The organism is Candidatus Njordibacter sp. Uisw_002 (assembly GCF_047730155.1).
GTDB lineage: Bacteria > Pseudomonadota > Gammaproteobacteria > Pseudomonadales > Balneatricaceae > Njordibacter.
The window spans coordinates 1,117,078-1,142,899 of sequence record NZ_CP159832.1 but is presented as its reverse complement, the minus strand read 5'-3'; the positions used below and the strand labels follow the sequence as shown (position 1 = coordinate 1,142,899).

Sequence of the window (25,822 nt, the reverse complement as noted above, 5' to 3'; positions counted from 1 at the left end):
TATGCTAAGGCTATTGTTTCGTTACGTATTACTTCCTTGTATTGCCCTTGTGCTGGTTATTTATGCAGCAATCCCTTTGTGGGTTCCAGGTGTTGCAAGCCTTCTTCTTCAGCCTTATCAGTTTCAAGATATAAATTTAACGGTTGGTTATCCAAGTCACAAAAACTGGCTTTTAAAGCAGCTAAGCTTTCGCCAAACAACGTCAGCGGGCACCTATGTAATGGCTGTTGATGACGTCAATCTAAGCTATACATGGCAAACAATTAAAGCAAATCAATGGCCTCATTTTAACGTTACTAATACAGTAGTTGAGCTACAAGCAACTCCACAAAGCTTGTCGTTAGCGCCTAGTATCGCTTTGCTACCTAGCAAATGGTTAACCCATTGGCCTACATTTATGGTGGCAAATTTTAATCTAGATCTATCTGCTGATGGTGAACAGTATAAGTTTTCAGGACAATTAGACAATCAACCTGATGGGTTAGGTATATTAAGTAAAATCTCTACACCCTCTAAGCAACTGCTCTATTTAGATGCCGTTTTTAACATTGATGACCAGGTAGACGCTAAATTGTTTGCCACACAAAGTAGCGCTCCAGTGGCAAAGCTTACGTCCAATATCAAACGCAAAGGTTCTGATTATATTTGGCAAGGTCAAGGTGCGATTAACTTATCTTATAGTCAAAAAATGTTGTCTCACATACTTGATTTAGACCTTGCTGAAACGGCTATTACTCAGGGAAAAGTAAATAGTCATTGGAAAATTAGCCTGCCCTTAGACATTAATAAAGCCGATCGAATGGATTTTACTAGCTTGTTAAATAAGGCACAGGGTGAGATACAAAGTCAGGTGCAACTGTCAGCAAGCAACCCTAATGTAAAAGAGCTTTATGTTGACGCAAGCCTTACACAGCAGCTCAGCCCAAATACCCCCTCTAAATGGCGACTTAATGAAGGCAGCACCGTGCGCGTCACCCCCACTGGAGATAATACAAAAATTGATCCGGATTTATATCAATTACTACTTCTAGAACAAGCACAGCTTACCTTTAGTGCAGACACTCCTGTGTTTATTGAACGTTTTATAGAGACAAGTATTTTAGGATCTAAAACTGGTCTGCGCTTAGACGGCACTATTAATGCAACTTTAGAAAATACTCATTCTGTATATCAAGTATTTGGCCAGCTCACAAAGCTTCAAGTGCATAGCCTTAATCATTGGCAAGGCATTGCCGATTTAAGCGGTTACTATATCGCCCCACAGGATAAGAATGCGTGGATGAGCAATTTACCCATAGAATTACGCCAACTGCAGTTTTTAAGCAGCATAGCGTTTGATTTTGACCCAAAGCAGTGGCAATTTAATCTTCAATCCAACAGCAAGCTTTCTGCCACTCAAGTAGAGAGCCGACGTCAGGCAGGTAGTGTACAACTTTTTGCCAGTGACAAACTCAACCTCACTAGTGATAATGCAATAAAGCTAGCTTACCTTCCTGAACAAGAATATTGGACATGGTCTGACATTACTGTTCATTTGATGCCAGAGTCTATCCCAAGCCAAGGCCTTGAAATATACCTCGGTGAAGGCTCAAGCTTATTGAGTAATCGGCCAATAGAGGGTACTTTTGAGCTCCTACCTACCCAAGTGAACCTAACCGATTGGCCGAAATTCCAAGCTGTGTCTTTAGGTCAATTCAGTTGGCTAGATGGGCAGTTAAACATGAATTTTACAGCTGACTTGGCACCTCACATTAGTGGGCTAAATGGTCAATATATCTGGCAAGAAGCCACTGCTGATCACCACCTCGTAATGCAAACAGACCAACTGAACTTACCAAACTTAATGTCAAAGCTTAGCCAATTAGGCACTAGCATTGATTTACCGCAACAATTTTTGGTTGATGTGACCACTGGACTAGCGGGGTTTAATGCAGATTGGCGCTGGAACAACACCAAGGTTAGTGGCGCGCAGACGTTAAATTATTCTAATGTTAATGCCCACAAAAAAGGCATATATGTCACCGGCTTAAAAGGCATCAGTGAGTTTAACTACAACCATGTCTATGCTAACGAACAATCTCAAACTCCCAGCAGCGCCACACTTATAAGTAATCATCAATTTAAGGCCGACAGACTAAGCTTTGCCAATGAGTCTGTTAAGTTAATGAGAAATCCAACATTAAACCTTAGAACTCAAGGCTTAAAAGACATGACCTATAGCGTAGATTTGTTTGATGCAAGCTGGCTGGGTGGACGTGTGTCCACAACTAAGGCAGCTATACAGCCCAAGCAGTTAAATACTTTAGCTATTAAGCTGCAAGACCTTCAGCTGAGTGACCTTGTCGCTTTAGCCAAGGCCCCTGCCCTTAAAGTAACAGGAAAAATGTCGGGTAAAGCAAATATAACTCTAGACTTAACTTCGCCAAGCAGCCAAGGCTTTGTTTTAGCCGATGCGGACATGTTTAGTAGTAAAGCGGGCTCTATTGAATATAACCCCAATGACATTGACTCTAACGATGTCTCTTTAGAAGCTAAATACTTACAACAAATACTTAGCAAGTTTAACTTCCAAAGCTTGTCCGCTAAGCTGCGTCATAATCAGGATGAACAGCTTGAGTTATTGACAAAAATTAAAGGCTCTAACCCACAATTTGAAGAAGGAAAAAGTGTCGATTTCAGCCTAACACTTAACCCTAAGCTTCATTAAACAATTGATTAATATAGTTTAAAGGATGCTGAGGCTGTATACCTGATTTTTGTACTATTTGGCTACGACAAGAATACCCTGTAGCCAATACCGTACCAGCACTTTTAACGGATTCATTGGCAGCGCGCTGCCAGCTCATCTCATAAAGCTTATTTGAGATCTCTTGATGTTTATCCTCGTGACCAAAGGTACCTGCCATACCACAGCAACCCACAGCGGGTATCTCAAGATCTAAAGAGAATTTAGCAAAAATAGTGCGCCAGTGGTCTAAACTCATAGTAATTAATGCATTTTCTGAGCAATGACCAAGTAAAGAAACTTTTGATTTGAGTTGATTGTCTGTCTTTGGCAGCTGTATTTGATCCAAGTGATGAATCAACCACTCTTGCAGTAGCAAAACGCTAGGAACCATAGCTGTACCAAGCCGTTGGCAATATTCATCACGGTAAGTGAGGCCTACACTTGGATCAATCGCAATGAGTTCAAAGCCTTGATCTTCAACCACCTTTAAGTGCTTAACGACCTTACTTGCTTGGCGATCAAATGCCTTTAAAAAGCCTTTCACGTATAAAGGTTTACCTGACGGCATTATCGGCATAACTAGAGGCGTGAAGCCCATGTTCACCAAACAAGACATTATTTCTTTCATTTGAGGTAGGTCGTAACAGCTGCTAAATACGTCTTGAACAATCACAGGGTGACGCTTCTTATCTAGCTTAGACATTTGCTTATAAGAGGTGTTATGCCAAGCTTCAACCCCTTTAATATTAGTTAAGGCACTAATATCAAAGGCATGAACTTTAGGCATATTAACCATGCCAAATACCTTTTTAATAAACCACTGACTTGGCGCAAGCTGTGTCACTGTGTTGCTAAGCCAAGCAAACTTACTGGTATACATGCCTAATTGCTCTACCATTGCCACCACATAGTCACCCAACGGTCGCTTGTTTTTAGTATGATATTGCTCTAAAAATCGACTACGATAAGTCGGTATGTCTACCTTAATAGGGCATGCTGTTGTGCAGGCCTTACAAGCTAAGCAAGTTTGCATCGACTCATACACTTGATGTTCTAACTGCACTTGGGCTCCGCCTTGGGCTTCTTGACGCAACCATTCTCGAAGTAAACTGGCCCTACCCTTAGGTGACTGAACACGGTCTTTAGTGGCTTTATATGATGGGCACATTGCAGATTCTGGCTGATAGTTAAAACACGCACCATTACCATTACATGCAACCACAGGTAACCATTGTTCAACAATGGGCTCGCCTATTTGCCGGTCTTGAGCTCCGCGTGTTCGCGGATCATCCACCTTCACCAGTGTTTTTTCAGACGTTATTGGAGTGCATATCTTCCCAGGGTTAAGTTGGTTATAAGGATCAAACCAGCTTTTTATGTGACGCATGTCCTGATAAAGCTCGTCACCTATAGTTTCTTGTGTATATTCACTTCTAAACCCTTTGCCATGCTCACCCCACATGACACCTTGGTACTTTTGCACTAAGGCCTGCACCGCATCAGAGATAATCCTTAGCTTAAGTGCATCCTCAGGGTCACGCATATTAAGAGCAGGCCTTACATGCAAACAACCTGCGTCTACGTGCCCATACATGCCGTAAGGCACACCCATTCCATCTAGCAACTGCCTAAATTCCACAATGTAATCTGCCAAGTTTTCTGGGGGCACAGCAGTGTCTTCTACAAAAGCGATAGGTCGTCTCACGCCTGGACGATTACCCAACAAACCCACTCCTTTTTTGCGCAATTCCCAAAAGTTAGCCATTTCGTTCGTATTGGTTATACGCTCATAGCGAGATTGAGCTAAAGTAAGTTGATTGCATATTGCGTCCACTTTTTGCGCTAGTTTTACGCCATCCATTCCACCAAATTCTACTAGATTAATAGCGGCTACATGCATGCCATCTTCTTTGTCTAAATACGTTGATACTTTGGGCCAAATAACATCTTCTTTTGCAAGATTTATGATCGTGTCATCGATGGTCTCTATGGCATCTGGATTTTGCTGCACCAGTACATTAGCGTCGCGCAGCGCGTCATCAAAAGAGCTATAGCTAAGGACTAATAATTCCTTAGCTTGTGGGATCGGTGTCAACTTTAAGGTGAGTTCTGACACCAATGCCAAGGTGCCTTCAGAGCCACAAATGAGCTTACTTAAATCAAACCCATCATCAGTATGTATATGAGCTAAGTTGTAGCCCGTCATAAAGCGATTGAGTTTAGGAAAACGTGCACTAATGAGGCTCTGCTTTTGTTGTACTAGTTCGCTGACTTGTTGATATATTTTCGCATCTTCACCTCCAGATGCAATTTTCAAACTCAAAGCATCGGTGGAAAGGGATTGCGTGGTGACTTGCTGGCCATTAGCTAGCACTAGGTTTAATGATAGTACATGGTTACTTGTGCGGCCATAGACTCTGGAACCTTGCCCACAAGCGTCTGTATTAGCCATTCCGCCAATAGTTGCTCGGTTACTTGTAGATAGTGTAGGAGCAAAAAATACGCCAAAGGGTCGAAGGTAATCATTTAGTTGATCGCGAATAACACCCGCCTGCACTTTTACCCAACCAGAGCTCAAATCGATATCAAGAATTTGGGTTAAATGCCTAGAGCAGTCGATCACTAAACCATCGGTTAGGGATTGACCGTTAGTGCCAGTGCCGCCGCCACGAGGCGCAAAGTAGATGGCTTTAAATTCAGCTTGGGCTGCAAGGGTAAATATCGCTTTTAAATCAGCTTCATGCTTTGGGTAAATCACCCCCTGAGGTAATAGTTGATAAACACTATTGTCTGTTGATGCTATTAAACGATCAGCTTGATGAGGAGACATTTCACCAGAAAAACCATTACTATCAAGAACATTAAGAAACTTTACAAACTTTTCTGCAGGCTGGGTCAGAAACTGTTTATTAGTCATTTTTAGGGGCCATACAAGGTAATCTGGAGTGGAATAATTATACCGTAATATGCGAATCTTGCCCATGATCCAATTGTACAAGAGAGCCAAAAAGAGTGGTTTAAATGGCGTTTTTAAGCTATTACCTGTATGCTCCAGCGCCACAATACTTCTATTACAGAGATACTCCATGTCATTTGCCGAACTTGGTCTTGAGCCACGCCTATTAACCGCTATAGAAAGTAAAGGTTATACCGTTCCAAGCCCAATTCAAGAGAAAGCCATTCCAGCTATTTTGAAGGGCGAAGACGTGATGGCTGCAGCTCAAACAGGCACAGGTAAAACTGCTGCCTTTACGTTACCTTTGTTGCAACGATTAGCCAAAGGTAACCGTGCTCAAGCCAACCAAGTGCGCGCACTGGTACTGACCCCTACTAGAGAGCTGGCCGCTCAAGTAGCAGAGAGTGTATCCACTTATGGCACAGATTTACCACTAACTTCTGCAGTAGTGTTTGGTGGTGTTAAAATCAACCCACAGATGATGCGGCTGCGCCGTGGTGCAGATATTTTAGTTGCAACGCCTGGACGCCTGTTGGATTTATATCAGCAAAAGGCTGTGCGTTTTGATCACTTAGAAGTGCTCATCCTTGATGAAGCTGACCGTATGTTAGATATGGGCTTTATTAATGACTTAAAAAAAATCTTATCTTTTTTACCAAAAAACCGACAGAACCTAATGTTCTCAGCTACTTTTGCAGATCAAATCAGAACTCTTGCTAAAGGCTTAATGAATAACCCAGTTGAGATCAATGTTAGCCCTGCTAACAGTGCCGCACCTTCGGTAAAGCAGTGGTTATGTCCTGTTGATAAGAAACAAAAACCAGCGCTTCTACTTGAGCTAATTGTTAGTAAGAATTGGTCTCAGGTATTGGTTTTTTGTCGCACAAAACACGGCTGTAACAAACTAGCAAAGTGGCTTGTTGGTGGAGGCATCAGTGCAGACGCTATCCACGGCAACAAGAGTCAAGGTGCACGTACTCGCGCGCTAGCGCAATTTAAGTCAGGTGAAGTGAAGGTTCTAGTGGCTACAGACATTGCCGCTCGTGGTTTAGATATTGAGCAGTTGCCACAAGTAGTCAATTACGACCTACCTAACATTAGTGAAGATTATGTCCATCGTATCGGCAGAACTGGACGTGCCAATCAAACAGGTGAAGCGATCTCTTTGGTATGTGCAGATGAAATTGAATTTTTAGAGTCTATTGAATTACTTATTCAAAAGCATATTGAGCGTGAACCTATTGAAGGGTTTTATCCATTGCATGAGTTGCCACCATCACGCGATATGCGCACAATGAAAAACAAAAAGCCAAAAAAGCCAAAACTAAAATCTGCGCAGCTATCGCTTGAACCACCTAAAAAGAGAAAGCCTCAAGTTAAGTCGCCTTTATCTTCATCTAACCAACGAAGAGCTCCCAAGGCACCCACTGGAGAGTCTAAAGCAAATGGCCAAAATCCATGGAACAAATCTAACGGACCTAGCAAGCGCCCTGCTCGCTAGCCTTTGGATAGAAATGATTGGGCATTATTAACTCACTAAAAAATGCCCAAAAAAATACCCTATACAAGCCAACCGAAGGGGAAGCGATTACCTGTATAGGGCACTGGTTTTACATGATGTATAACTAAGACTTGCGCTTTAGCTAAAAGTTCATATTTTATATGGCACGAACTTTTTGGCTGCCTTTTTCATGGTGTGTGAACCCGGTTGGCGCCAGATTCTTTGCTTGATCTGGGGACAACACTTGAAATTCCATGGTGTCGTATAAAAATTCTTCACGAAATGGCACTAACCCACTAGCTAATAACTCAGGGTGCTGCTCTAAAACTTCTTCAGAAAACGGTATAAAACATTGCATGATTAGCTCCTGTTATCATCAAGATCTATTAAAGACTGATAAGATGGATAAACAGTGCATCAATAATGGAGAAATAATGGATATTTTGCTTTATTGAGCTGTAATTGAAAAAACCAAGCAATGGCTTGGTTTTCCCTTACTCAAAGACGCCTTACTTAAGTAAGTTACGCCCCTTACTTGCCTCAATCCGCATACGCAATGCATTGAGTTTAATAAAGCCAGCAGCATCTTGCTGATCATAAGCACCAGCATCATCTTCCATGGTGGCCATGGCCGCATCAAAGAGACTATCTTGTGATTTACGACCGATTACATCTACATTACCTTTGTAAAGTTTAAGCTTTACAGTACCGTTAACGTATTCCTGAGAGCGATTAATTAAAGCTTGCAGCATTTGGCGCTCTTCTGACCACCAGTAACCATTGTAAACTAGCTTTGCATAGCGCGGCATGATTTCGTCTTTAAGGTGGGCAGCTTCACGATCCATAGTGATGGATTCAATGGCACGATGTGCCTTAAGCATTATAGTGCCACCAGGGGTTTCATAGCAGCCACGAGCCTTCATACCTACATAGCGGTTTTCAACGATATCTAAGCGACCTATACCATTAGCCCCAGCCACGCGATTTAGTTCAGTTAACACTGTTGCCGGACTCATAGCCTGACCATTGATAGCGACAATATCGCCCTTTAAGTAATCTAGTTCAATGTAGGTTGCTTCATCAGGTGCTGCTTCTGGAGACACTGTCCAGCGCCACATATCTTCTTCAGATGGGTGCCAAGGATCTTCTAACATGCCACTTTCATAAGAAATGTGCAGTAAGTTCGCATCCATTGAATAGGGTGAGCTTTTCTTGTTTTTAAAGTCTACTGGTATAGCATGCTTAGCACAGTAATCCATTAAACTTTCACGCGAGGTAAGGTCCCACTCACGCCATGGAGCAATCACTTCCACACCCGGCTTAAGCGCATATGCACCTAGCTCAAAACGGACTTGATCATTACCTTTGCCCGTAGCACCATGCGAAATAGCATCAGCGCCAGTTTCATTTGCAATTTCAATAAGGCGTTTTGCGATTAATGGACGGGCGATCGACGTACCCAGAAGGTATTCGCCTTCATACACAGCATTAGCTCGAAACATAGGGAATACAAAATCACGCACAAACTCTTCGCGCAAGTCTTCAATATATATTTCTTTAACACCCAAAGCTTGCGCTTTGGCCCGGGCTGGCTCAACTTCTTCACCTTGGCCTAAGTCAGCAGTAAAGGTAACCACCTCGCAGTTATAGGTTTCTTGTAACCACTTTACGATGACCGAGGTGTCTAGGCCTCCAGAATAGGCTAATACTACTTTATTGATGTCTGCCATGTTGATGAAGTTCCTGTAAGAAAATAAGGCTTTATAATATTCATAAATTATACATGGATGCTTCTAACAGCACAGCATTAGCGTATAAAAATTACCTGATTTTAAGTATTTTATTACCCCTAGTCCTGATAAAATGATCATCATTGTTTGATCCTACCCAATAGCCACTGAACTAGAGACCCCACATGCAATCATTGACTATAATCCGCCCTGACGATTGGCATTTACACCTGCGTGACGGTGCTGTTCTTGCCCGCACTGTGGCAGACACTGCAGCACAGTTTAATCGCGCGATGATTATGCCAAACCTATCGCCGCCTGTGGTCGATACTGCCATGGCTATTGCTTACAAAGCTCGATTGGATGCGCAAAACACCTCTTTAACGCCCTTGATGACATTGTATTTAACCGATCACACCAGCGCTCAAGAAATCCAATTGGCTTTTGATTCTGGCATTGTTAAGGCAGTGAAGCTTTATCCAGCTGGAGCCACTACAAATTCAGCGGCAGGAGTCACTAATATTGAAAACATCTATCCTGCTATAGAAAAGCTTGAAGAGCTTGGCATGCCATTACTGGTGCATGGCGAGGTGACTCACAGCCACGTAGATATTTTTGATCGTGAAAAAGGCTTTATAGATCAACAATTGGCACCACTATTACAACGTTTTCCAAAATTAAAGTGCGTTTTTGAGCATATTACCACCAGTGAAGCTGCTCAATTTGTGACTGGGGCAAGCGACTTAGTTGCCGCTACCATCACCCCCCAACACTTACTATATAATCGTAACGACATGCTCGTAGGTGGTATTAAAACCCACCTATACTGCCTACCCGTGCTTAAGCGCAATACTCATCAGCAAGCATTGCAGCAAGCAGTATCTACAAGTAACACGAAGTTTTTTTTAGGCACAGACTCGGCACCTCATGCCCAAGGCGCTAAAGAAAGTGCATGTGGATGCGCAGGCTGCTACTCTTCACCAGCAGCTATTGAACTCTATGCTCAGGCATTTGAATCCTTTGATGCCTTGGATAAGCTGGAAGCATTTGCCAGTTTAAATGGCCCCGATTTTTATGGCTTAGCTCGCAACAGCGAAACTATTACCTTAACTCGACGCAGCTGGCAGGTACCTTCCAGCCTAAGCTTTGGCAATGAATTAATCATTCCTTTGGGTGCTGGTGAAACACTTAACTGGAAAATGGAGGCATAGTAGCGTGATTAGAGATCGTTTTCGGGGCTATTTGCCTATTATTATCGACGTGGAGACCGCGGGCTTTAACAGTCATACGGATGCCCTTCTAGAAGCTGCAGCTGTGATTATTGATATGGATGAAGATGGCATACTCTATGCCAAAGAAACCATAGAATGTCACATAGAGCCTTTTGAAGGTGCAAATTTAGAAGCTGCCGCCTTGGAGTTTACAGGTATAGATCCATCAGATCCTGAACGGGGTGCTATTAGTGAACATCAAGCTCTTGACACACTGTTTAAACCCATCCGCAAAGCGTTAAAAGCAAGTGGTTGTAAACGTGCTATTTTGGTAGGACATAATGCTGCCTTTGATTTAAATTTCATTAATGCCGCAGTTCACCGCTGCCAACAAAAACGTAACCCTTTTCATCCCTTCTCTTGTTTTGATACCGCCACCCTGGCAGGCTTAGCTTATGGCCAAACGGTATTGGCTAAGGCATGTGCTGCTGCTGATATAAGATTCAGTAATGAAGAAGCTCACAGTGCTCGTTATGATGCACAAAAGACTGCTGAGCTATTTTGCACTATTGTAAATCGATGGAAACAACTGGGTGGATGGCAGGCAGAGGATGACGAATTTCCTTTTGCTGGTTTGGATTAAAAAACTAAACCTTTAGTTTGATTTGTCCTTTTGCGCTAACCATTTTTTATGCTCGCAGCTACCAGGAACAGGCTCATAGCCCCCTTTTGAGAATGGATTACAGCGCACTATACGCCAGAAACCCAAAACAAAACCCTTTAAAGCCCCGTGTAATTTAATTGCTTCAATAGTATAGCTTGAGCAAGTTGGGTAATAACGGCAGTTGCTGCCTAGCATAGGGCTTAAAAGGTACTGATAGCCTTTAACTATGAGTATCATTACCTTTGCTAAAAAAGAGGTTTTTGTGTGCTGATTCATGGGTCTACACCAACAAAATAGGCAGCCTTATCCTGAACATTACTCCTTCAGGACGACTTAAATTATGGGCTGATACACTGCCACCGTGAAACTGGCTAATTAAGCGCACAACATATAGACCCAAGCCAAAATGTGCGTGACCTGCACCTGCTGTGCGAGCGGAAACCATGGAATTGAACAAGCCAGCAAGCAAGCCTTCTGGAATTATTGAGCCACTGTTTTCCACTTCTAGATAACAGTCATACTCTTGCTGATACAAGCGTAGTATTATAATGCTATCTTTGGTGCGAAAATCTCTAGCGTTATCAAGTAATTTGTCCAGTAATTGCTCTATCCGATAATCCACGCCAGCAACATATATTGCCTGATCCTCTGCCTCAAAAACGACATCTTCAAAGTCTTCGAGGGTGCCAGGGTTTTGGTGATGGACGTAGGTTTTCACCAGATGAAACAAATTTAGGGGCTCTAACTCGTCCTCATGTAAAGCTTCTTCCAAGTTAGCTGCATCTGCTAGCTTCTCAACAATGCCACTAATTTTCACCAACCCTCTTTGGGCACTATCAATATATCGCTGCTGGCCTTCTATAACGCCATGCATTTGTAAATTTTCTAATGAAGTCATCGCTGCATTTAGCGGATTATTTACTTCATGACGCAAAGTTCGCGGCATGGTGTTCATAAATTCTTGATGTTCATGAAGCCTAGCGACTACACCAGAAAAGCTGCGGGCTAAGTCTCCTATTTCATCACCCGCACGAATTTCGTTATATAAACGGTTAGTTCTTAACCTGCCATCAGGATCTACAATAAGCTGGGCTTCTTTACCTAGCCGCCTAATGCGCATCGCTTGACGCCATGAAAACAATAACAGTACTAATAATATCGTTAGCATAGTGGAAAAGCTTAGCAGCGCAATATTTTCCATAGCTCGCCTTTGTAAGCCTAATATTTGCGCTGTGGATTGTTTTATAAGCACCACACCTAAAAGCTCACCTTCTTGGTCCACAATGGGTGCAGCAACAGCCAGTATTTGCTCGGTCGGGCCTTTATGCCAGCGGCCACTGACAAACTTTTTATCCAAAGCTCTATTAAGTAAATCACGTTCTTCACTTGCTGCTTGTACAGGATTTAAATAAGCCGGAATAGCAATAAACCAATCTAAACCTTTATTAAGCCAGCTTTGAATGCGCTCCAAAATACCTTGTGGGTTGATTTTTTCAGACGCTACCGGGCTCACTTGACCAACACTTGCACGCACTTGTAAGTGATTATCATAAATAACGACTTGCGAATCAGAGCGACTTAAACTGGATAGAATTCTATTCGCTTCAGGTGCCCGCATGGCTAACAGGTTAAAGTGACTTTCTATAGTAGTATCAGTGCCTACTAAAGTTTTCAAATGGCGCATAGTGCCGTCTTCACTGTCTACATCAGCGACAGCTAAACCAAACTCTTGGCGTTGATTTAAAAAATATTTCGGCAGTGCAAACTCAACTAAATAACCATCTACTAACGGCCTCATGACCGCCTGAATAATAAATGAGGATGACGGGCGTATATATTGTGCCGTGGACCAATCATCTTTAACATACCAGACTTCCATAGCCCCGGGTTTAGTGGCAACCATGACTAAGCGTCTTTTATTGCCATTTCTATCGGGTAAGGTAAGGCGTAAATGGTCGCTGATATCTAACCTAGAAGTGCCTTTGGTCCTTAGTACTGTTTTATCATCTTGAATACGTACTAAACCATAAATACGGTCATCCTTTTCACCCAGCAATAAGCTATAACCATCTTCACTGTCTTCACCGGCACCAAAATATTTCGCAAACAATTGGTAATCTAGCCATTCATTGGTGTAGCCATCTACTTTGGCTGTGCCAATTAACGGATGGCTAAATACCACCTGCTGACTATCTAAATATGGCAACTCGGCTAACAAATCATCTCGGCCTTGAAACAAGGTCACAATACCCCGAGCAAGCTGCTCTTGCGCCTGAGTTTGCCCCTCGATCATAAACACACGAGTTTCAGCAACAAATCGATAGGACAACCAAGGAATGCTTACCAAAACCAAAGCAAAGACGAGCACTTGGGTGTTGAATCTGAATCGTAGACGTTTGTTAGAGTTATTCATTAGCGATCAGACCATCGATAGCCCATGCCATATTCTGATTTTATGGCATCAAAATCAGTGTCTATCAATTTTATTTTACGCTTTATGTTTCGAATATGTGTGCTTATGGTGTTATTAGACACATAGTGCTGATGGGTGGCTTGGGCTAAAGTGTCATAGGTAAGTATGTTACCAGGCCTGCGTGTGAGAGCCTCAATCATGCGAAACTCTGTGAGGGTAAGACCTAGTATTTCTTGGCCTTGCCACTTTGCTTGGCGACTTTCTTCAAGTAACTGTAAGTGACCAATATCTTTTACTTTTTGATCATTGGTTTCTGCAGAAACTATCCTAATATCGCCCAGCCTTACTAAGGTAGCCACTTTTTCGGCAAGAAAGTCTAGTGATACGGGTTTAGGTTGATAATCCCAAGCGCCCATTCTAAGACCTAAAATTCGGTCTATCTCTCCTATACGCTCAGTTAAAAACAACACCGGAAGCTCTGGGTGAATTTTCAATAAGGCTGCGCACAGCTGAAAGCCGGCATCAATATTGTCATGCATGATGATGTCAAGGATGACTAAATCGGGGCGCTGAAGCTTTAAACCAGACTCAGCTTCATCTTTACCAGCATATGCAGTCACTTGATAACCACGTTGCTCTAAAGCAAATTGATAGTTATCTCGTTGATCCTGATCATCTTCTACTATAACAATATGCTTGGCCAAAGAAGGCTCCTTAATTAATTCTCTAGTCGCTTCTCAAGTAACTCAAGAGTGAGTTGCAACGTCTTTTTTGCTTTCTTTTTTGCGCTATCAATTTGTAACTTAAGCTGTGTCATAGCAGTTATCGCAGCAGTTTTTGCGTCCCCACTTTCCTTGATACCATTCATCAAGGCATCAACTTTTAGACTCACTTCTTGGATTTCTTGCTCAGCACGTTGTTTGGCTATGGCCACTGCTTTGGCTTTACCAGCATCTGCTTTAATCTGCTCTTGTTGAGTCAGCTCTTTTTTTACCTTGGAGCCAGAATGTTTGCTTTCCATGCCTCCTACAAAAGACATGATACCCACAGCTGAACGCAAGCGCTGCATAAATGGTTGACTATGAGCACGTGCCTTAGTTGCTCCTTTTTGTAGTTCAGCTTCGATATAACTTGGGTCTTTTATAATAACATCATAACGTTTGCGAGCAGGTGTGAGGTATTCGTTAAGGTATTCAAATAACTGACCTTTCATATCACCCCAGCCAATGCCGTTTGCATAGGCGTTGCGCATAGCTAATGTTTCTTGCTCACTAGCAAAAGCACTATAGATTTCAAACAAGGTACAAGTTTCTGGGTCTTTCACTTGGCCAGGTTGCAAGCTATTAGTAGTGATCTGAAAAATAAGCTTCTTTAATTCATCAGCTGGGGCGAATAATGGAATAATATTGCCGTAGCTCTTGCTCATTTTACGACCATCAAGGCCTGACAATACCTTTGAGTCACCTTCTTCAACCATCGCCTCTGGCAATACAAAGTGTTCTCCGTAAGTATGATTAAAGCGCATGGCTATGTCGCGGCACATTTCAATATGCTGAATCTGATCTTTACCCACTGGAATTTGATGAGCATTAAACATGAGAATATCAGCAGCCATTAAAATAGGGTAACTAAACAACCCCATGTTAATACCTTGATCAAGATCAGTATTAGATTGGCGCTGATTCTCATCTACAGAAGCTTTATAGGCATGCGATCTATTCATCATACCTTTAGCTGTCATACAGGTTAAAAACCATGCCAGCTGGGGGATCTCTGGGATATCCGATTGACGATAAAAGGTCGCTTTGTCAGTGTCCAGGCCTAGTGCTAGCCAAATGGCCGCAATCTCTTGGCTAGACCGATGCAAGGTTTGAGGGTCTTGGCATTTGATCAGCGCGTGGTAATCAGCAAGAAAGTAAAAGCTATCGGTATCCACTTTTTGACTTGCGGCAACTGCGGGTTTAAGTGCACCTAAGTAATTACCAAGATGAGGTGTTCCAGAAGTGGTAATGCCGGTGAGCACTCGTTGTTTGGCTTGCATGTATGAAATCTACTGTTACGCTTTAAAAAGGCTATTATACACAGCCAATTACACCTGCGTTAGCCCCAAAAAAAGCTTATCCAGCTTAGCCTACTATTTGCTTACGACACTGTCCTGTTAGAACTCATAATCCAGTCGGTAATAGGCCCAAAATATAGCTTAGAAACAGCTTACTTAAATTGCTTGCGTCAAAACCTATGCCCCGTTAAGGTATGTTCACTAATGCTATAATCAAGGACTTAAAATGGAACAGTTAGCAACATTTGGTGCAGGTTGTTTTTGGGGTGTAGAATCTTTATTTGCAGCACAAAACGGCGTTACGCAAACTTCTGTAGGCTATATGGGTGGGCACACTGCGCAAGTTAATTATGCAGCCATATGCCAAGGTGATACAGGCCATGCTGAAGTAGTCCAAATCACCTTTGATGACAGCATCATAACCTACTCGCAACTGTTAGAAATATTTTGGCAAAACCACAACCCCACTACACCCAACCAACAAGGTCCAGATTTTGGCACACAATATCGTTCGGTGGTGTTTTATAACAATGAAAGCCAGCGTCAACTAGCTCTTGATATGCGTAAAACGTTAGACGAAAGTGACGCATTTAGAGCACCTATCGTGACTATTATTGAGCCTGCAGTAATCTATCATCTTGCAGAAACCTATCATCAGAAATATCTGTTAAAGCGCGGTCAAACTAGCTGTTCTATCTAGTCTATTTAAATCATCTTAATTAGAGGTCTCGTGCTTCGTTAGTGTGAGTCGCTTTTTGACAAGTTAGCTGCACTACTGATGGGTAGAATCTGCTCGATATTTTCCGCCTAATGGCAATTTTGCACATTGGGTCACTTACCCTTTCCTCGGGAGCAAACACACATGAAATCTTCTGCTAAAGTTGTCGTTATAGGCGGCGGTGTTGTCGGCGCAGGCACTTTGTATCATTTAGCCAAAAAAGGTTGGACCGACGTGGTTTTGGTCGAACGTAAAGAACTCACATCTGGCTCTACATGGCATGCTGCTGGTTTGTTACCGCTTTTTAATATGAGCTACTCTGTAGGTAAACTTCACCAATACTCAGTTGATTTTTACCATGAATTGGAAAAAGAAACCGGCATGAGTGTAGGTTTCTCAGTGGTATCCAACATCCGTTTGGCCAACTGCGAAAACCGCATGGACGAATACAAGTATTACGCCGGTGTTGCTAAAACCGTAGGCGTACAGACTAAGTTCCTCACTCCTGAGCAAGTGAAAGAAGTATGGCCTCTTTGTAACACACAAGGGTTACTTGGCGCTATTCAACACCCAGATGATGGCTACATCCAACCTGCTGATCTTACCCAAGCCCTTTGTAAGGGTGCCCGCGATATGGGGGCTGAAATTTACCGCTATACTTCGGTAACTGCTATTGAGCAGCAAGTTGATAACTCTTGGATTGTTAAGACCGACAAAGGTGATATCGCTTGTGAGCACGTTGTTTCTTGTACGGGCAGTTTTGCTCGTAAAACGGGCGAAATGGTTGGCCTAGACATCCCTGTAATTCCTGTAGAGCATCAGTTCATTGTAACTGAGCCGCATCCAGCGATTGTAGAACGTAAAAAGCAAGGCTTGCCTGAGATGGGCGTATTGCGCGAATCAGACGGTGGCTACTACTTACGTGAAGAACAAGGTGGTTTGTTATTAGGCCCATACGAGAAACACGCACCCTGCGTTTACGTTGATGGTCCAGCAGATGACTGTGAATACGAGCTATTCAACGAAGAGTTAGATCGTTTGATGCCTCACATTGAATTTTGTATGAACCGTGTACCTGCCTTTGCCGAGGTTGGCGTTAAGGAAGTTTACAACGGTGCTATTGCCTATACACCCGACGGCAACCCTATTGTAGGACCCGCTCCTGGCCTTAAGAACTTCTGGCTCAACGAAGGTCACTCTTTTGGCATTACCGCTGCTGGTGGCGCTGGTTGGCAGTTAGCTGAATGGATGATCGACGGTGAACCTACTGTAGACATGATGGGTGTAGACCCACGTCGTTTTGGCCCGTATGCCACTCGTGGTTACTTGAAAGAGAAAAACGAAGAAGCTTACGCTAACGTATTTACTACTCACTACCCAGACGAAGAGCGTGAAGCTGCTCGTCCGCTAAAGACCACACCTTGCTACGATCGTATGAAAGCACTGGGTGCGGTATTTGGCAGTGTGTATGGCTGGGAACGCCCTAACTGGTTTTTACCCACCAAAGATTACGCGTTAACTGAACAAGAGTTAGCTACTGATGATGTAGACCAGGTGCTTTGGAATCAAAACTTCTCTGAACCACTTGATGGCGGTCCAATTGTAGAAAAGAATTCGTTCCGTAGATCTAACTACCATGATTTTGTAGGCAACGAATGTAAGCATGTGACCGAAAAGGTGGGGTTGCTAGACATGTCTGCCTTTGCTAAAGCCATTGTTAAAGGCCCTGGTGCTGAAGCATGGTTAGAGTATATTTTTGCTAATAAAATGCCTAAAACTATTGGCCGTATTTCACTAGTGCACATGCTCACACTTAATGGCGGTGTACGTTCTGAATACACTGTCTACAAAACTGGCCCACAAAGCTATTACCTTGTGTCTGCTGGAGCCTTTGAAACACATGACCATGACTATCTATTTAAGCTTAAGCCAAAAGATGGCAGCGTAGATGTTCAACGTGTGACAACTAACACAGGTGTATTAGTATTGGCTGGACCACGTTCACGTGAAGTGCTACAAAAAATCACCGATACTGACTTATCTAATTCAAGTTTCAAGTGGCTAACCGGTAAAAAAATCAACGTAGGTTATGCTACAGCTGAAGCTTTACGCGTTAACTTTGTTGGTGAACTAGGCTACGAATTACACCACCCTATTGAAATGCAAAATTATATCTTTGATGAAGTCATGAAGGCAGGGGCCGAGTTTGACATCAAACCATTTGGCATTCGGGCTATGGACAGCATGCGTCTAGAGAAATCTTACCGCTTAATCCCAAGGGAAATGTCTATCGAATACTCGGCGATGGAATCTGCCCTAAGCCGTTTTGTACGCTTAGACAAAGAAGGTGACTTCATTGGTAAAGACGCTCTAACTGCATGGGAGAAGCGCGGTGCTGAAAATGCCTTCGCTACGTTTGAAGTGCACGGTGTAACAGATGCAGACGCACGTGGTTCTGAAGCGATTTACAAAGGTGGCGAATTAATTGGTCGTACAACTTCTGGTGGTTACGGCTGGCGTGTAGGTAAGTCCCTTGCCCTTGGAATGGTAAAGACTGGCTTCGCTGATATTGGTACTGAAGTTGCAATTGAAATTTTGGGCGAAATGTACAAAGCTACTGTGGTTGAAGAGTCACCGTTTGACCCTACTAACGTCAAATTGCGCGCTTAGTCCGTAAACGCAATAATGAGAAGCGCTAGCCTAAGGGATGAACCTTAGGCTAAGTTTTAATAGAGGCGGCGTTGACTTCTATATGTGTAGGTTTAAAATGCCTGCTGTTAATAAGGTTAGTAAAAACTAACATATCATTTATTTTTTAGTGAGATCATGTGCATGAAAGTTTTAGTTGGCGTAAAACGCGTACTAGACCCTCAGGTCAAAGCCCGCGTTAAGGCAGATAAGTCAGGTATTGACCTAACCAATGCCAAAATGACGATGAACCCGTTTTGCGAAAATGCTGTAGAAGAAGCAATTCGTTTACGTGAAGCAGGCACCATAGAAGAAGTGGTTGTTTTATCTGTTGGTGCAGCCAAGTCTGAAGAAACTCTTCGTAATGCTCTAGCACTAGGTGCAGATCGTGCAATCTTAGTGCTCACCGAAGATGTTTTAGAACCCTTAGCCATTGCTAAAATATTTAAAGCTATCGTAGCCCAAGAAAGCCCAGACTTAGTTTTAGTGGGCAAGCAGGCTATTGATGACGAATGCAACCAAACTGGACAAATGGTTTCTGCACTTTTAGGTTGGCCTCAAGCTACTTTTGCCTCCAAACTAGAGATTGTGGATGGCACAGCTCAGGTTACACGTGAAGTAGACTCAGGTCTGGAAACGGTTAATGTGAACATGCCGGCGGTTATTACTGCAGACCTGCGATTAAACGAGCCACGTTACGCCTCTTTACCCAACGTAATGAAAGCCAAACGTAAGCCACTTGAAAAAATCGATATTGCAGACTTAGGCTTAGATACGGCTAATCGCATGACGACTATTGAAGTGATGGAACCACCTGCACGTGCATCTGGTGTGATGGTTGAAAATGTTGCCGAGTTAGTTGAAAAACTACGCAACGAAGCAAAGGTTATTTAGGAGTTACTATGAGCATTTTAGTTATTGCAGAACATGATAACGCCAGCTTAATTGGCGCTACTTTAAACACTGTCACTGCTGCCCAACAAATTGGTGGCAACATTGATCTTCTTGTTGCTGGCAACAGCTGCTCAGAAGCCGCAACGGCTGCTTCTGAGGTAGTAGGAATAAGCCGCGTACTACATGCAGATGATACGAGCCTAGAAGGACAATTGGCAGAGAACATGGCCGATTTAATTGTCTCTCTAACTAGCAACTACACCCATGTATTAGCAGCAGCAACTACTTTTGGCAAAAACTTTATGCCACGTGCCGCTGCGTTATTAGATGTGAGTCAAATTTCTGAAATTAGTGAAGTTGTTTCTGCTGACACTTTTGTTCGACCAGTCTATGCCGGCAACGCCATGGCCAAAGTACAATCAAGTGACAGTATTAAACTAATCACCGTGCGTACTACAAAGTTTGAAGCTGCTGCTGAAACAGGTGGCACGGCAGCTATTGAAACAATTAGCGCTGCAGCTGATACACAAATGTCTCGCTTTATTGGCTTGTCCACTTCAGTATCTGAACGTGTAGAGCTTACCTCTGCTGCTATCGTCATCTCAGGTGGCCGTGGTATGCAAAATGGTGAAAATTTCCATATGCTTGACAGCGTAGCAGATAAACTTGGCGCTGCAGTAGGCGCATCACGCGCAGCAGTAGACGCAGGTTTTGTACCTAATGACTATCAAGTTGGGCAAACAGGTAAAGTAATTGCTCCAGACTTATACATTGCTGTGGGTATTTCTGGTGCAATTCAACATTTAGCAGGCATGAAAGACTCTAAAACCATTGTTGCGATCAACAAGGATTCAGAAGCTCCTATTTTTCAGGTAGCTGATTATGGTTTAGTTGCTGATTTATTTGAAGCTGTTCCAGAGTTGGACCAAGCTTTATAATTGGTTTGGGTTGTCAATGCGAACTTAGTTAGTATTGACGGTTTAAAGTAGCAATAAAAAACCAGATTTATTCTGGTTTTTTATTGCCTGAAGATTAATGACTTTTATAAGTTTTCAGCATCAATCGCCATCACACTTTCACAACCTGAAACAATGGAACGACGGTGAGCTTCAAAACGAGGCAATATGTGATCTAAATAATAAGCTACTGTTGCCAATTTATTAGATTTGAAAGTTTCGTTTTCTTCCAACACTACTAACCCAGCACTACGCAGCATTTGCCATGCCCCACATACGTAACCGCTTAGCATCAATAAATCAAAGCTTACAGACCCTGCAAACATCACGTCATTTGGCGCATTTTTAAGCAACATTTTATAACTAGACTCAAGCCCATCGATCGCCTCAGATAAATAACCTTGGCGCTGTGTTGAAACTGCATTTCCATGTAATACTAAATCATCACGCATTTGTTGCACAAGATCAGCCATTGCTGCACCTTGATCATATAGCGTTTTTCTGCCCACCAGATCTAAGGCTTGAATACCGGTAGTGCCTTCATAAATAGTAAGAATTCGAGCATCTCTTTGATGCTGTGCAGCCCCAGTTTCTTCTATAAAACCCATACCACCGTGTACTTGCACGCCAAGAGACGTGATTTCTTGGGAAACTTCAGTACACCAACCTTTCACAATCGGGATTAATAAACCGACACGTTTTAATGCCAAACCTCTGACTGTTTCATCTTTTGCTTTGTGGCTTAAGTCGATCTGAGCTGCAGTAACATAAGAGATGGCTCTACCAGCCTCTGTGATGCTACGCATGGTCATTAGCATTCTGCGCACATCAGGGTGATGAATAATCTCACCGCGCTGCTTAGAGCCAGGAGGAGCGCACTGAATGCGCTCACGGGCATACTTCAAGGCACCTTGATATGCTCGATCTGACAAACTCACACCTTGTAAGCCCACGACCAAACGTTCGTTGTTCATCATAGTGAACATAGCAGACAAACCTTGGTGAGGCTGACCAACAAGATAACCAATAGCTCCACCATTATCGCCATAGCTCATCACACAGGTTGGGCTGGCATGTATGCCAAGTTTATGTTCTGTGTTAATAGCATGGGCATCATTACGTGCACCTAAGCTACCATCTGTATTGACAAGAAATTTAGGCACTAAAAATAAAGAAATACCTTTCACTCCTTCTGGAGCATCGGGCAACTTGGCCAGTACTAAATGAATAATATTGTCCGTCATATCATGATCACCCCAGGTGATATAGATTTTCTGACCTTTAATACGGTAGTGCTGGCCATCTGGGGTGGCTGTGGATGTAATGGCTGCCAAGTCTGTGCCTGCATGGGGCTCGGTAAGGTTCATAGTACCTGTCCACTGGCCACTCACCATTTTTTCTAGGTATGTGTCTTTTAGGGTTTCACTACCATGCTCTGCTATGGCTTCGATAGCGCCAGCGGTAAGCATGGGGCAGAGGCCAAGAGACATGTTAGCTGCGTTAGTCATTTCCGCAACTGGCATAGCAAAACTAAACGGTAAGCCTTGCCCTCCATATTGCTCATCAAAGTACAGACCACCCCAACCACCTTGTGAATATTCTTGATAGGCTTGTTTAAAACCGCTTGCAGATTTAACACCTTGATCAGTTAACTTTACCCCTTCTTTATCACCAGAGGCGTTTATAGGCGCCCAAACTTGGGTTGCCAACTTACCTGCCTCTGTTAGCACAGCTTGTAAAAGGTCTTCGCTTGCATCTTCGTTATCAATGGCCCGGGCAAAATTTGTCAAATCAAGCAACCGGTTAACTACAAAATTCATTTCATCTAAAGGGGCTTGATAATCGCTCATAGCATTGGCTCTTTTGAATAGGTGTTTATATAGGTGACATGCATTAATTTGCGCTAATTTTAGCCTGACATTTGTAGCCAAGCGAAATAATGCCTATCATGCTGACCCATGGGTTCCATAAAGAACTTATCAGATCAATTAAAATGGAGAAGAATGTGGTTCATCAACACGGGTATTACTTAGAAGATTTAACTATAGGTATGGCATCAAGCTATGAGAAAACCTTCACAGCACAAGACGTTAAGGCCTTTGCTACTATTACTGGCGATACCAATCCTGTGCACATAGATGAAGCATACGCTGCAACCACACCATTTAAAACGTGTATTGCTCATGGTATGTTAAGTGCTGGATTAATCTCAACAGTGCTTGGAACACAATTGCCAGGCCCAGGCTGCATTTATTTAGAACAGCAAATAAAGTTTAGAGCCCCTGTGTATATCAACGATACCGTTGTGGCCACAGTAACTATTGAAGAAATAAACCAACGCCGTGGTCGCGTTAGCCTTAAAACACAATGTTTTGTGAATGATAAGCTAGTAGCTGACGGCACGGCATCGATGATGGTCGATAAGAAAGCTTAGACTTTCCCTATAATTTAGAAGTTAAGCGCCTTATTTCTTCTTCACGAGCGATAAGAGCGCGCTGCAAGTCGTTAAGCTTACTATTTATTTCAAAGTTCTCACTGTCTCTAGATTTCAACAAGGTGCGTAAATCGGTTTCTCGCCTATTGGTATCGGATTTATCTACCATGGCACGGTTTTTTAATTCTTTAACGTCAAACTCACGCTGTTGCAGCTCACTTTCCAAGCGCTTTAATCGATTGGTGGAAGCTAGAGCCTGACTTGTCGATTTTGACATGTCACGTGATTGACTAGTTATTTCACCACGATACTTACGTAGCTCGTCTTCTTGGCTGCGGATTTGGCTAAACTGGGTATCAAGGGTCACTGAACTTCTTGCTAGTTCACCTTGTAAATCCTGAATCTGAGAATTTAGAGCCATTTCTTTTTTGCCCCACTCATCTCGTAGCTTATCAAGCTGGTGGCTGTAATAGCTCATCTTGCTTTTTAATTTACTGATGTTTTCTTGATGGCGAACACCCTCTTCTTTCATTCTATTATCTAACTGCTTCTTAGCTTCCTCACTACTAGATTGGGCACGCTGCATTTCACCTTTAAACTCTGCCACTTTATGCCCCATGCTACTTACATTTGTTTCTGCAGATTGCAAGTTACTTCGTAGCATGGCTCTTTCAGCTTCTAGGTTTTTAACCGTATGTTTACTTTCAGTGAGCTGAATACGTAATCGTTGATTGGAGTCTTCCAAGGTTTCAAGCTGAGCTTTGGACAGATACAACTCATCTTCCAGTGCCACTGCAGACGGGCCAGACATAGCGTCCTTTTTGTCTGATAATTCAAGCTCTAAGCGCACATCTTTAAGTGCATTTTCCCAGATTAATTGCACCGATTGGTAAACTGTTTCTGGCACGTTTGGTCTATTTTGAGCAGGCATAGTTCGTCGAAAAGAGATTAAGGCTTCCTGTTCCATCCACCAATGTTCTAATACACTAGCTAATTCTTGAGTCGCTTCAATATTCATTTCTTCTGCAACAGATTCCACACTCACCTTTTTACCAGATAGCATTAACTCTCTGGTCAAAGTGTAAACGTGCGCTTTATCAATAAGATCACCCATAGGGTTCACATGTCTCCAATAATTAAAAAATATCTAACAAAGAATTTATCTTTATATATTTAAAAAGTTTACCTGATTTTATTTACGCAGGCACCATTTTACGTAATACAAACTTTTGGATCTTACCTGTAGCCGTTTTTGGCAAGTCGCCAAATACAACATGTTTGGGCACTTTAAAGCGCGCCATATGAGCCCTACAGTAGCTAATCAGATCTTCTTCTGAGGCTATGACATTAGGCTTTAAAGTAACAAATGCACATGGTGTTTCACCCCATTTTTCATCTGGCCTAGCTACAACAGCAGCTTCAAGCACAGCGGGATGACTATATAAAACACCCTCTATTTCTATTGAAGAAATATTTTCTCCTCCAGAAATAATAATATCCTTGGCACGGTCTTTTATTTCCATGTAGCCATCAGCATGCCATACCGCAAGATCACCCGAACGAAACCACCCACCTTCAAATGCTTGAGCTGTAGCTGTCGGGTTTTTAAGATAGCCTTTCATTACCATATTACCACGCAAAAATATTTCACCAATAGTTTCGCCGTCTTTGGGCACAGGTAGCATGGTATCTGTGTTCATGACTAGATGATCTTCTTGCGCTGGACCTCTTACACCTTGGCGAGACTTTAACGCCGCTTTTTCTGAATTGCTTAAATTACCCCATATCTGAGGCTGCCATTCACAAATTACACATGCACCATAGGTTTCAGTTAAGCCATAAACGTGTGTTACTTCAAAACCTAACTCTTCCATGGCAGCTATTACAGCTGCTGGAGGAGCAGCTCCGGCAGTCATTACTTTAACTTGGTGATTGATGCCTTGCTTATGCTTATCATCCGCATTATTGATCATATTAAGAACAATAGGAGCACCACCAAAATGGGTCACCTTTTCTTGCTTAATCAAATCAAGCATTAGTTCCGGCTTTAAATGCCTAATAAATACGTTAGTTCCAGCTAATAATGCAGTGGTCCATGGAAAACACCAACCATTGCAGTGGAACATAGGCACTACTGTCATAAATATTGGATATTTTGGCATATCCCAAGTGAGTGCCATATTCATCGCTGTTAAATAAGCACCTCGATGGTGGTACACCACCCCTTTTGGATTACCTGTAGTGCCTGATGTGTAATTTAGACTAATCGCTTGCCATTCATCATCAGGCATCTGCCATTGATAATCTTGGTCACCTTCTGATAAAAGCTGTTCATAATCTAGCTCGCCTATTAGACGACCTCCATTGAATGTTGGATCGTCAATATCGACCACCAAAGGCTTAGTGTTGCACAAGGTAAGCGCCAAAGACACAGTCTCTGAAAACTCCTTATCGACAAACACAACTTTAGTTTCAGCGTGATCAAAAATAAAACCGATAGTAGCTGCATCTAATCGAGTATTGATGGCATTTAATACTGCCCCTGCCATAGGTACGCCGTAGTGTGACTCAAACAACTCTGGGCCATTATGAGAGATTACAGAGACTGTATCCCCTAAACCAACACCCCTATTAATAAGCGCATTCGCCATAGCACAAGAGCGTTGGTAGGTTTGTAACCAAGTACGGCGAATATCTCCATATACTTGGGCGTTTATAGATGGGTAGACCTGCGCAGCACGTTTAAGTAATGATAAAGGAGATAGGCTTTGGAAATTAGCGTCATTCTTATCCAAATCTGTATTATACATAACGGTACCTTGTGTATTTTGAAGTTGACTGAGAATAGCGAAACATATCCACTTGTACCA

General features: G+C 42.7%; 19 protein-coding genes. 9 read left to right on the top strand and 10 right to left on the bottom strand.

Translation table 11 applies throughout. The features are described from left to right. Position 1 precedes the first annotated feature (1 nt). Entirely contained in the window at positions 2-2,707 is a 2,706-nt protein-coding gene (locus ABXT42_RS05395; protein WP_443629347.1) for an intermembrane phospholipid transport protein YdbH family protein, read from the top strand. Here the strand turns inward: ABXT42_RS05395 and ABXT42_RS05390 are convergent. Next, on the bottom strand, positions 2,694-5,645 hold the full coding sequence (locus tag ABXT42_RS05390) for an FAD-binding and (Fe-S)-binding domain-containing protein (RefSeq protein WP_443629346.1): 2,952 nt from the start codon (positions 5,643-5,645) through the stop codon (positions 2,694-2,696). The two genes, ABXT42_RS05395 and ABXT42_RS05390, sit on opposite strands and share 14 nt — an antisense overlap. A gap of 169 nt (positions 5,646-5,814) precedes the next feature. Between ABXT42_RS05390 and ABXT42_RS05385 the strand changes: the two genes are divergently transcribed. After that, positions 5,815-7,185: a DEAD/DEAH box helicase gene (locus ABXT42_RS05385; protein WP_443629345.1), complete on the top strand. Its 1,371-nt coding sequence runs from the start codon at positions 5,815-5,817 to the stop codon at positions 7,183-7,185. A gap of 157 nt (positions 7,186-7,342) precedes the next feature. On the opposite strand, the gene ABXT42_RS05380 is transcribed toward ABXT42_RS05385, so the two are convergent. Together ABXT42_RS05380 and ABXT42_RS05375 are read right to left on the bottom strand one after the other, a co-directional pair. After that, entirely contained in the window at positions 7,343-7,543 is a 201-nt protein-coding gene (locus tag ABXT42_RS05380; RefSeq protein WP_443629344.1) for a hypothetical protein, read from the bottom strand. Between the two features lie 151 nt (positions 7,544-7,694). Beyond that, entirely contained in the window at positions 7,695-8,915 is a 1,221-nt protein-coding gene (locus tag ABXT42_RS05375) for an argininosuccinate synthase (RefSeq protein ID WP_443629343.1), read from the bottom strand. 185 nt (positions 8,916-9,100) lie between these two features. On the opposite strand from ABXT42_RS05375, the gene pyrC reads away from it, so the two are divergent. Both pyrC and rnt read left to right on the top strand, forming a co-directional pair. Next, positions 9,101-10,126 (top strand): dihydroorotase, encoded by a 1,026-nt coding sequence (gene pyrC / locus ABXT42_RS05370; RefSeq protein ID WP_443629342.1) that lies wholly within the window; start codon positions 9,101-9,103, stop codon positions 10,124-10,126. A gap of 7 nt (positions 10,127-10,133) precedes the next feature. Continuing rightward, positions 10,134-10,769, top strand: a complete 636-nt coding sequence (gene rnt / locus ABXT42_RS05365; protein WP_443629446.1) for a ribonuclease T — start codon at positions 10,134-10,136, stop codon at positions 10,767-10,769. A 12-nt stretch (positions 10,770-10,781) separates the two neighbouring features. On the opposite strand, the gene yidD is transcribed toward rnt, so the two are convergent. The 4 genes from yidD to trpS all read right to left on the bottom strand — a co-directional run bounded on the left by yidD (position 10,782) and on the right by trpS (position 15,244). After that, entirely contained in the window at positions 10,782-10,985 is a 204-nt protein-coding gene (yidD, locus tag ABXT42_RS05360) for a membrane protein insertion efficiency factor YidD (RefSeq protein WP_443629445.1), read from the bottom strand. 85 nt (positions 10,986-11,070) lie between these two features. Next, the gene (locus tag ABXT42_RS05355) at positions 11,071-13,203 is read right to left on the bottom strand and encodes an ATP-binding protein (RefSeq protein ID WP_443629341.1); all 2,133 of its coding nucleotides are present in this window, start codon (positions 13,201-13,203) and stop codon (positions 11,071-11,073) included. Beyond that, positions 13,203-13,907, bottom strand: coding sequence for a response regulator (locus tag ABXT42_RS05350; RefSeq protein WP_443629340.1), 705 nt, complete (start codon positions 13,905-13,907; stop codon positions 13,203-13,205). The genes ABXT42_RS05355 and ABXT42_RS05350 overlap by 1 nt, the downstream gene beginning before the upstream one ends. Before the next feature lie 14 nt (positions 13,908-13,921). Further along, on the bottom strand, positions 13,922-15,244 hold the full coding sequence (gene trpS, locus ABXT42_RS05345) for a tryptophan--tRNA ligase (RefSeq protein WP_443629339.1): 1,323 nt from the start codon (positions 15,242-15,244) through the stop codon (positions 13,922-13,924). Positions 15,245-15,488: 244 nt separating this feature from the next. Here trpS and msrA point away from each other — a divergent pair, with 244 nt between their 5' ends. The 4 genes from msrA (at position 15,489) to ABXT42_RS05325 (ending at position 20,500) form a co-directional block, all read left to right on the top strand. Continuing rightward, positions 15,489-15,962 carry a peptide-methionine (S)-S-oxide reductase MsrA gene (gene msrA, locus ABXT42_RS05340; RefSeq protein ID WP_443629338.1) on the top strand — a complete coding sequence of 158 codons (474 nt, stop codon included), beginning with the start codon at positions 15,489-15,491 and terminating at the stop codon, positions 15,960-15,962. Between the two features lie 162 nt (positions 15,963-16,124). Further along, positions 16,125-18,650, top strand: coding sequence for a GcvT family protein (locus tag ABXT42_RS05335; RefSeq protein ID WP_443629337.1), 2,526 nt, complete (start codon positions 16,125-16,127; stop codon positions 18,648-18,650). 162 nt (positions 18,651-18,812) lie between these two features. After that, positions 18,813-19,562, top strand: a complete 750-nt coding sequence (locus ABXT42_RS05330; RefSeq protein ID WP_443629336.1) for an electron transfer flavoprotein subunit beta/FixA family protein — start codon at positions 18,813-18,815, stop codon at positions 19,560-19,562. Positions 19,563-19,570: 8 nt separating this feature from the next. Next, positions 19,571-20,500 carry an electron transfer flavoprotein subunit alpha/FixB family protein gene (locus ABXT42_RS05325; RefSeq protein ID WP_443629335.1) on the top strand — a complete coding sequence of 310 codons (930 nt, stop codon included), beginning with the start codon at positions 19,571-19,573 and terminating at the stop codon, positions 20,498-20,500. Between the two features lie 104 nt (positions 20,501-20,604). On the opposite strand, the gene ABXT42_RS05320 is transcribed toward ABXT42_RS05325, so the two are convergent. Beyond that, complete coding sequence (locus ABXT42_RS05320; RefSeq protein ID WP_443629334.1) at positions 20,605-22,368, bottom strand: acyl-CoA dehydrogenase family protein; 1,764 nt, start codon at positions 22,366-22,368, stop codon at positions 20,605-20,607. Positions 22,369-22,523: 155 nt separating this feature from the next. On the opposite strand from ABXT42_RS05320, the gene ABXT42_RS05315 reads away from it, so the two are divergent. Next, a complete protein-coding gene (locus tag ABXT42_RS05315; RefSeq protein WP_443629333.1) occupies positions 22,524-22,952 on the top strand; it encodes a MaoC family dehydratase in 429 nt (142 codons plus the stop codon). 7 nt (positions 22,953-22,959) lie between these two features. Here ABXT42_RS05315 and ABXT42_RS05310 read toward each other — a convergent pair whose 3' ends face one another. Together ABXT42_RS05310 and ABXT42_RS05305 are read right to left on the bottom strand one after the other, a co-directional pair. Then, on the bottom strand, positions 22,960-24,066 hold the full coding sequence (locus ABXT42_RS05310; RefSeq protein ID WP_443629332.1) for a hypothetical protein: 1,107 nt from the start codon (positions 24,064-24,066) through the stop codon (positions 22,960-22,962). A gap of 82 nt (positions 24,067-24,148) precedes the next feature. Then, positions 24,149-25,762, bottom strand: a complete 1,614-nt coding sequence (locus tag ABXT42_RS05305) for an acyl-CoA synthetase (RefSeq protein WP_443629331.1) — start codon at positions 25,760-25,762, stop codon at positions 24,149-24,151. Positions 25,763-25,822 lie beyond the last annotated feature (60 nt).

Coding starts and splice junctions, on each gene's coding strand:
- ABXT42_RS05395 (WP_443629347.1), top strand. CDS start 2: ATGCTAAGGCTATTGTTTCGTTACGTATTACTTCCTTGTATTGCCCTT.
- ABXT42_RS05390 (WP_443629346.1), bottom strand. CDS start 5,645: ATGACTAATAAACAGTTTCTGACCCAGCCTGCAGAAAAGTTTGTAAAG.
- ABXT42_RS05385 (WP_443629345.1), top strand. CDS start 5,815: ATGTCATTTGCCGAACTTGGTCTTGAGCCACGCCTATTAACCGCTATA.
- ABXT42_RS05380 (WP_443629344.1), bottom strand. CDS start 7,543: ATGCAATGTTTTATACCGTTTTCTGAAGAAGTTTTAGAGCAGCACCCT.
- ABXT42_RS05375 (WP_443629343.1), bottom strand. CDS start 8,915: ATGGCAGACATCAATAAAGTAGTATTAGCCTATTCTGGAGGCCTAGAC.
- pyrC (WP_443629342.1), top strand. CDS start 9,101: ATGCAATCATTGACTATAATCCGCCCTGACGATTGGCATTTACACCTG.
- yidD (WP_443629445.1), bottom strand. CDS start 10,985: ATGCTAGGCAGCAACTGCCGTTATTACCCAACTTGCTCAAGCTATACT.
- ABXT42_RS05355 (WP_443629341.1), bottom strand. CDS start 13,203: ATGAATAACTCTAACAAACGTCTACGATTCAGATTCAACACCCAAGTG.
- trpS (WP_443629339.1), bottom strand. CDS start 15,244: ATGCAAGCCAAACAACGAGTGCTCACCGGCATTACCACTTCTGGAACA.
- msrA (WP_443629338.1), top strand. CDS start 15,489: ATGGAACAGTTAGCAACATTTGGTGCAGGTTGTTTTTGGGGTGTAGAA.
- ABXT42_RS05335 (WP_443629337.1), top strand. CDS start 16,125: ATGAAATCTTCTGCTAAAGTTGTCGTTATAGGCGGCGGTGTTGTCGGC.
- ABXT42_RS05330 (WP_443629336.1), top strand. CDS start 18,813: ATGAAAGTTTTAGTTGGCGTAAAACGCGTACTAGACCCTCAGGTCAAA.
- ABXT42_RS05325 (WP_443629335.1), top strand. CDS start 19,571: ATGAGCATTTTAGTTATTGCAGAACATGATAACGCCAGCTTAATTGGC.
- ABXT42_RS05320 (WP_443629334.1), bottom strand. CDS start 22,368: ATGAGCGATTATCAAGCCCCTTTAGATGAAATGAATTTTGTAGTTAAC.
- ABXT42_RS05310 (WP_443629332.1), bottom strand. CDS start 24,066: ATGGGTGATCTTATTGATAAAGCGCACGTTTACACTTTGACCAGAGAG.
- ABXT42_RS05305 (WP_443629331.1), bottom strand. CDS start 25,762: ATGTATAATACAGATTTGGATAAGAATGACGCTAATTTCCAAAGCCTA.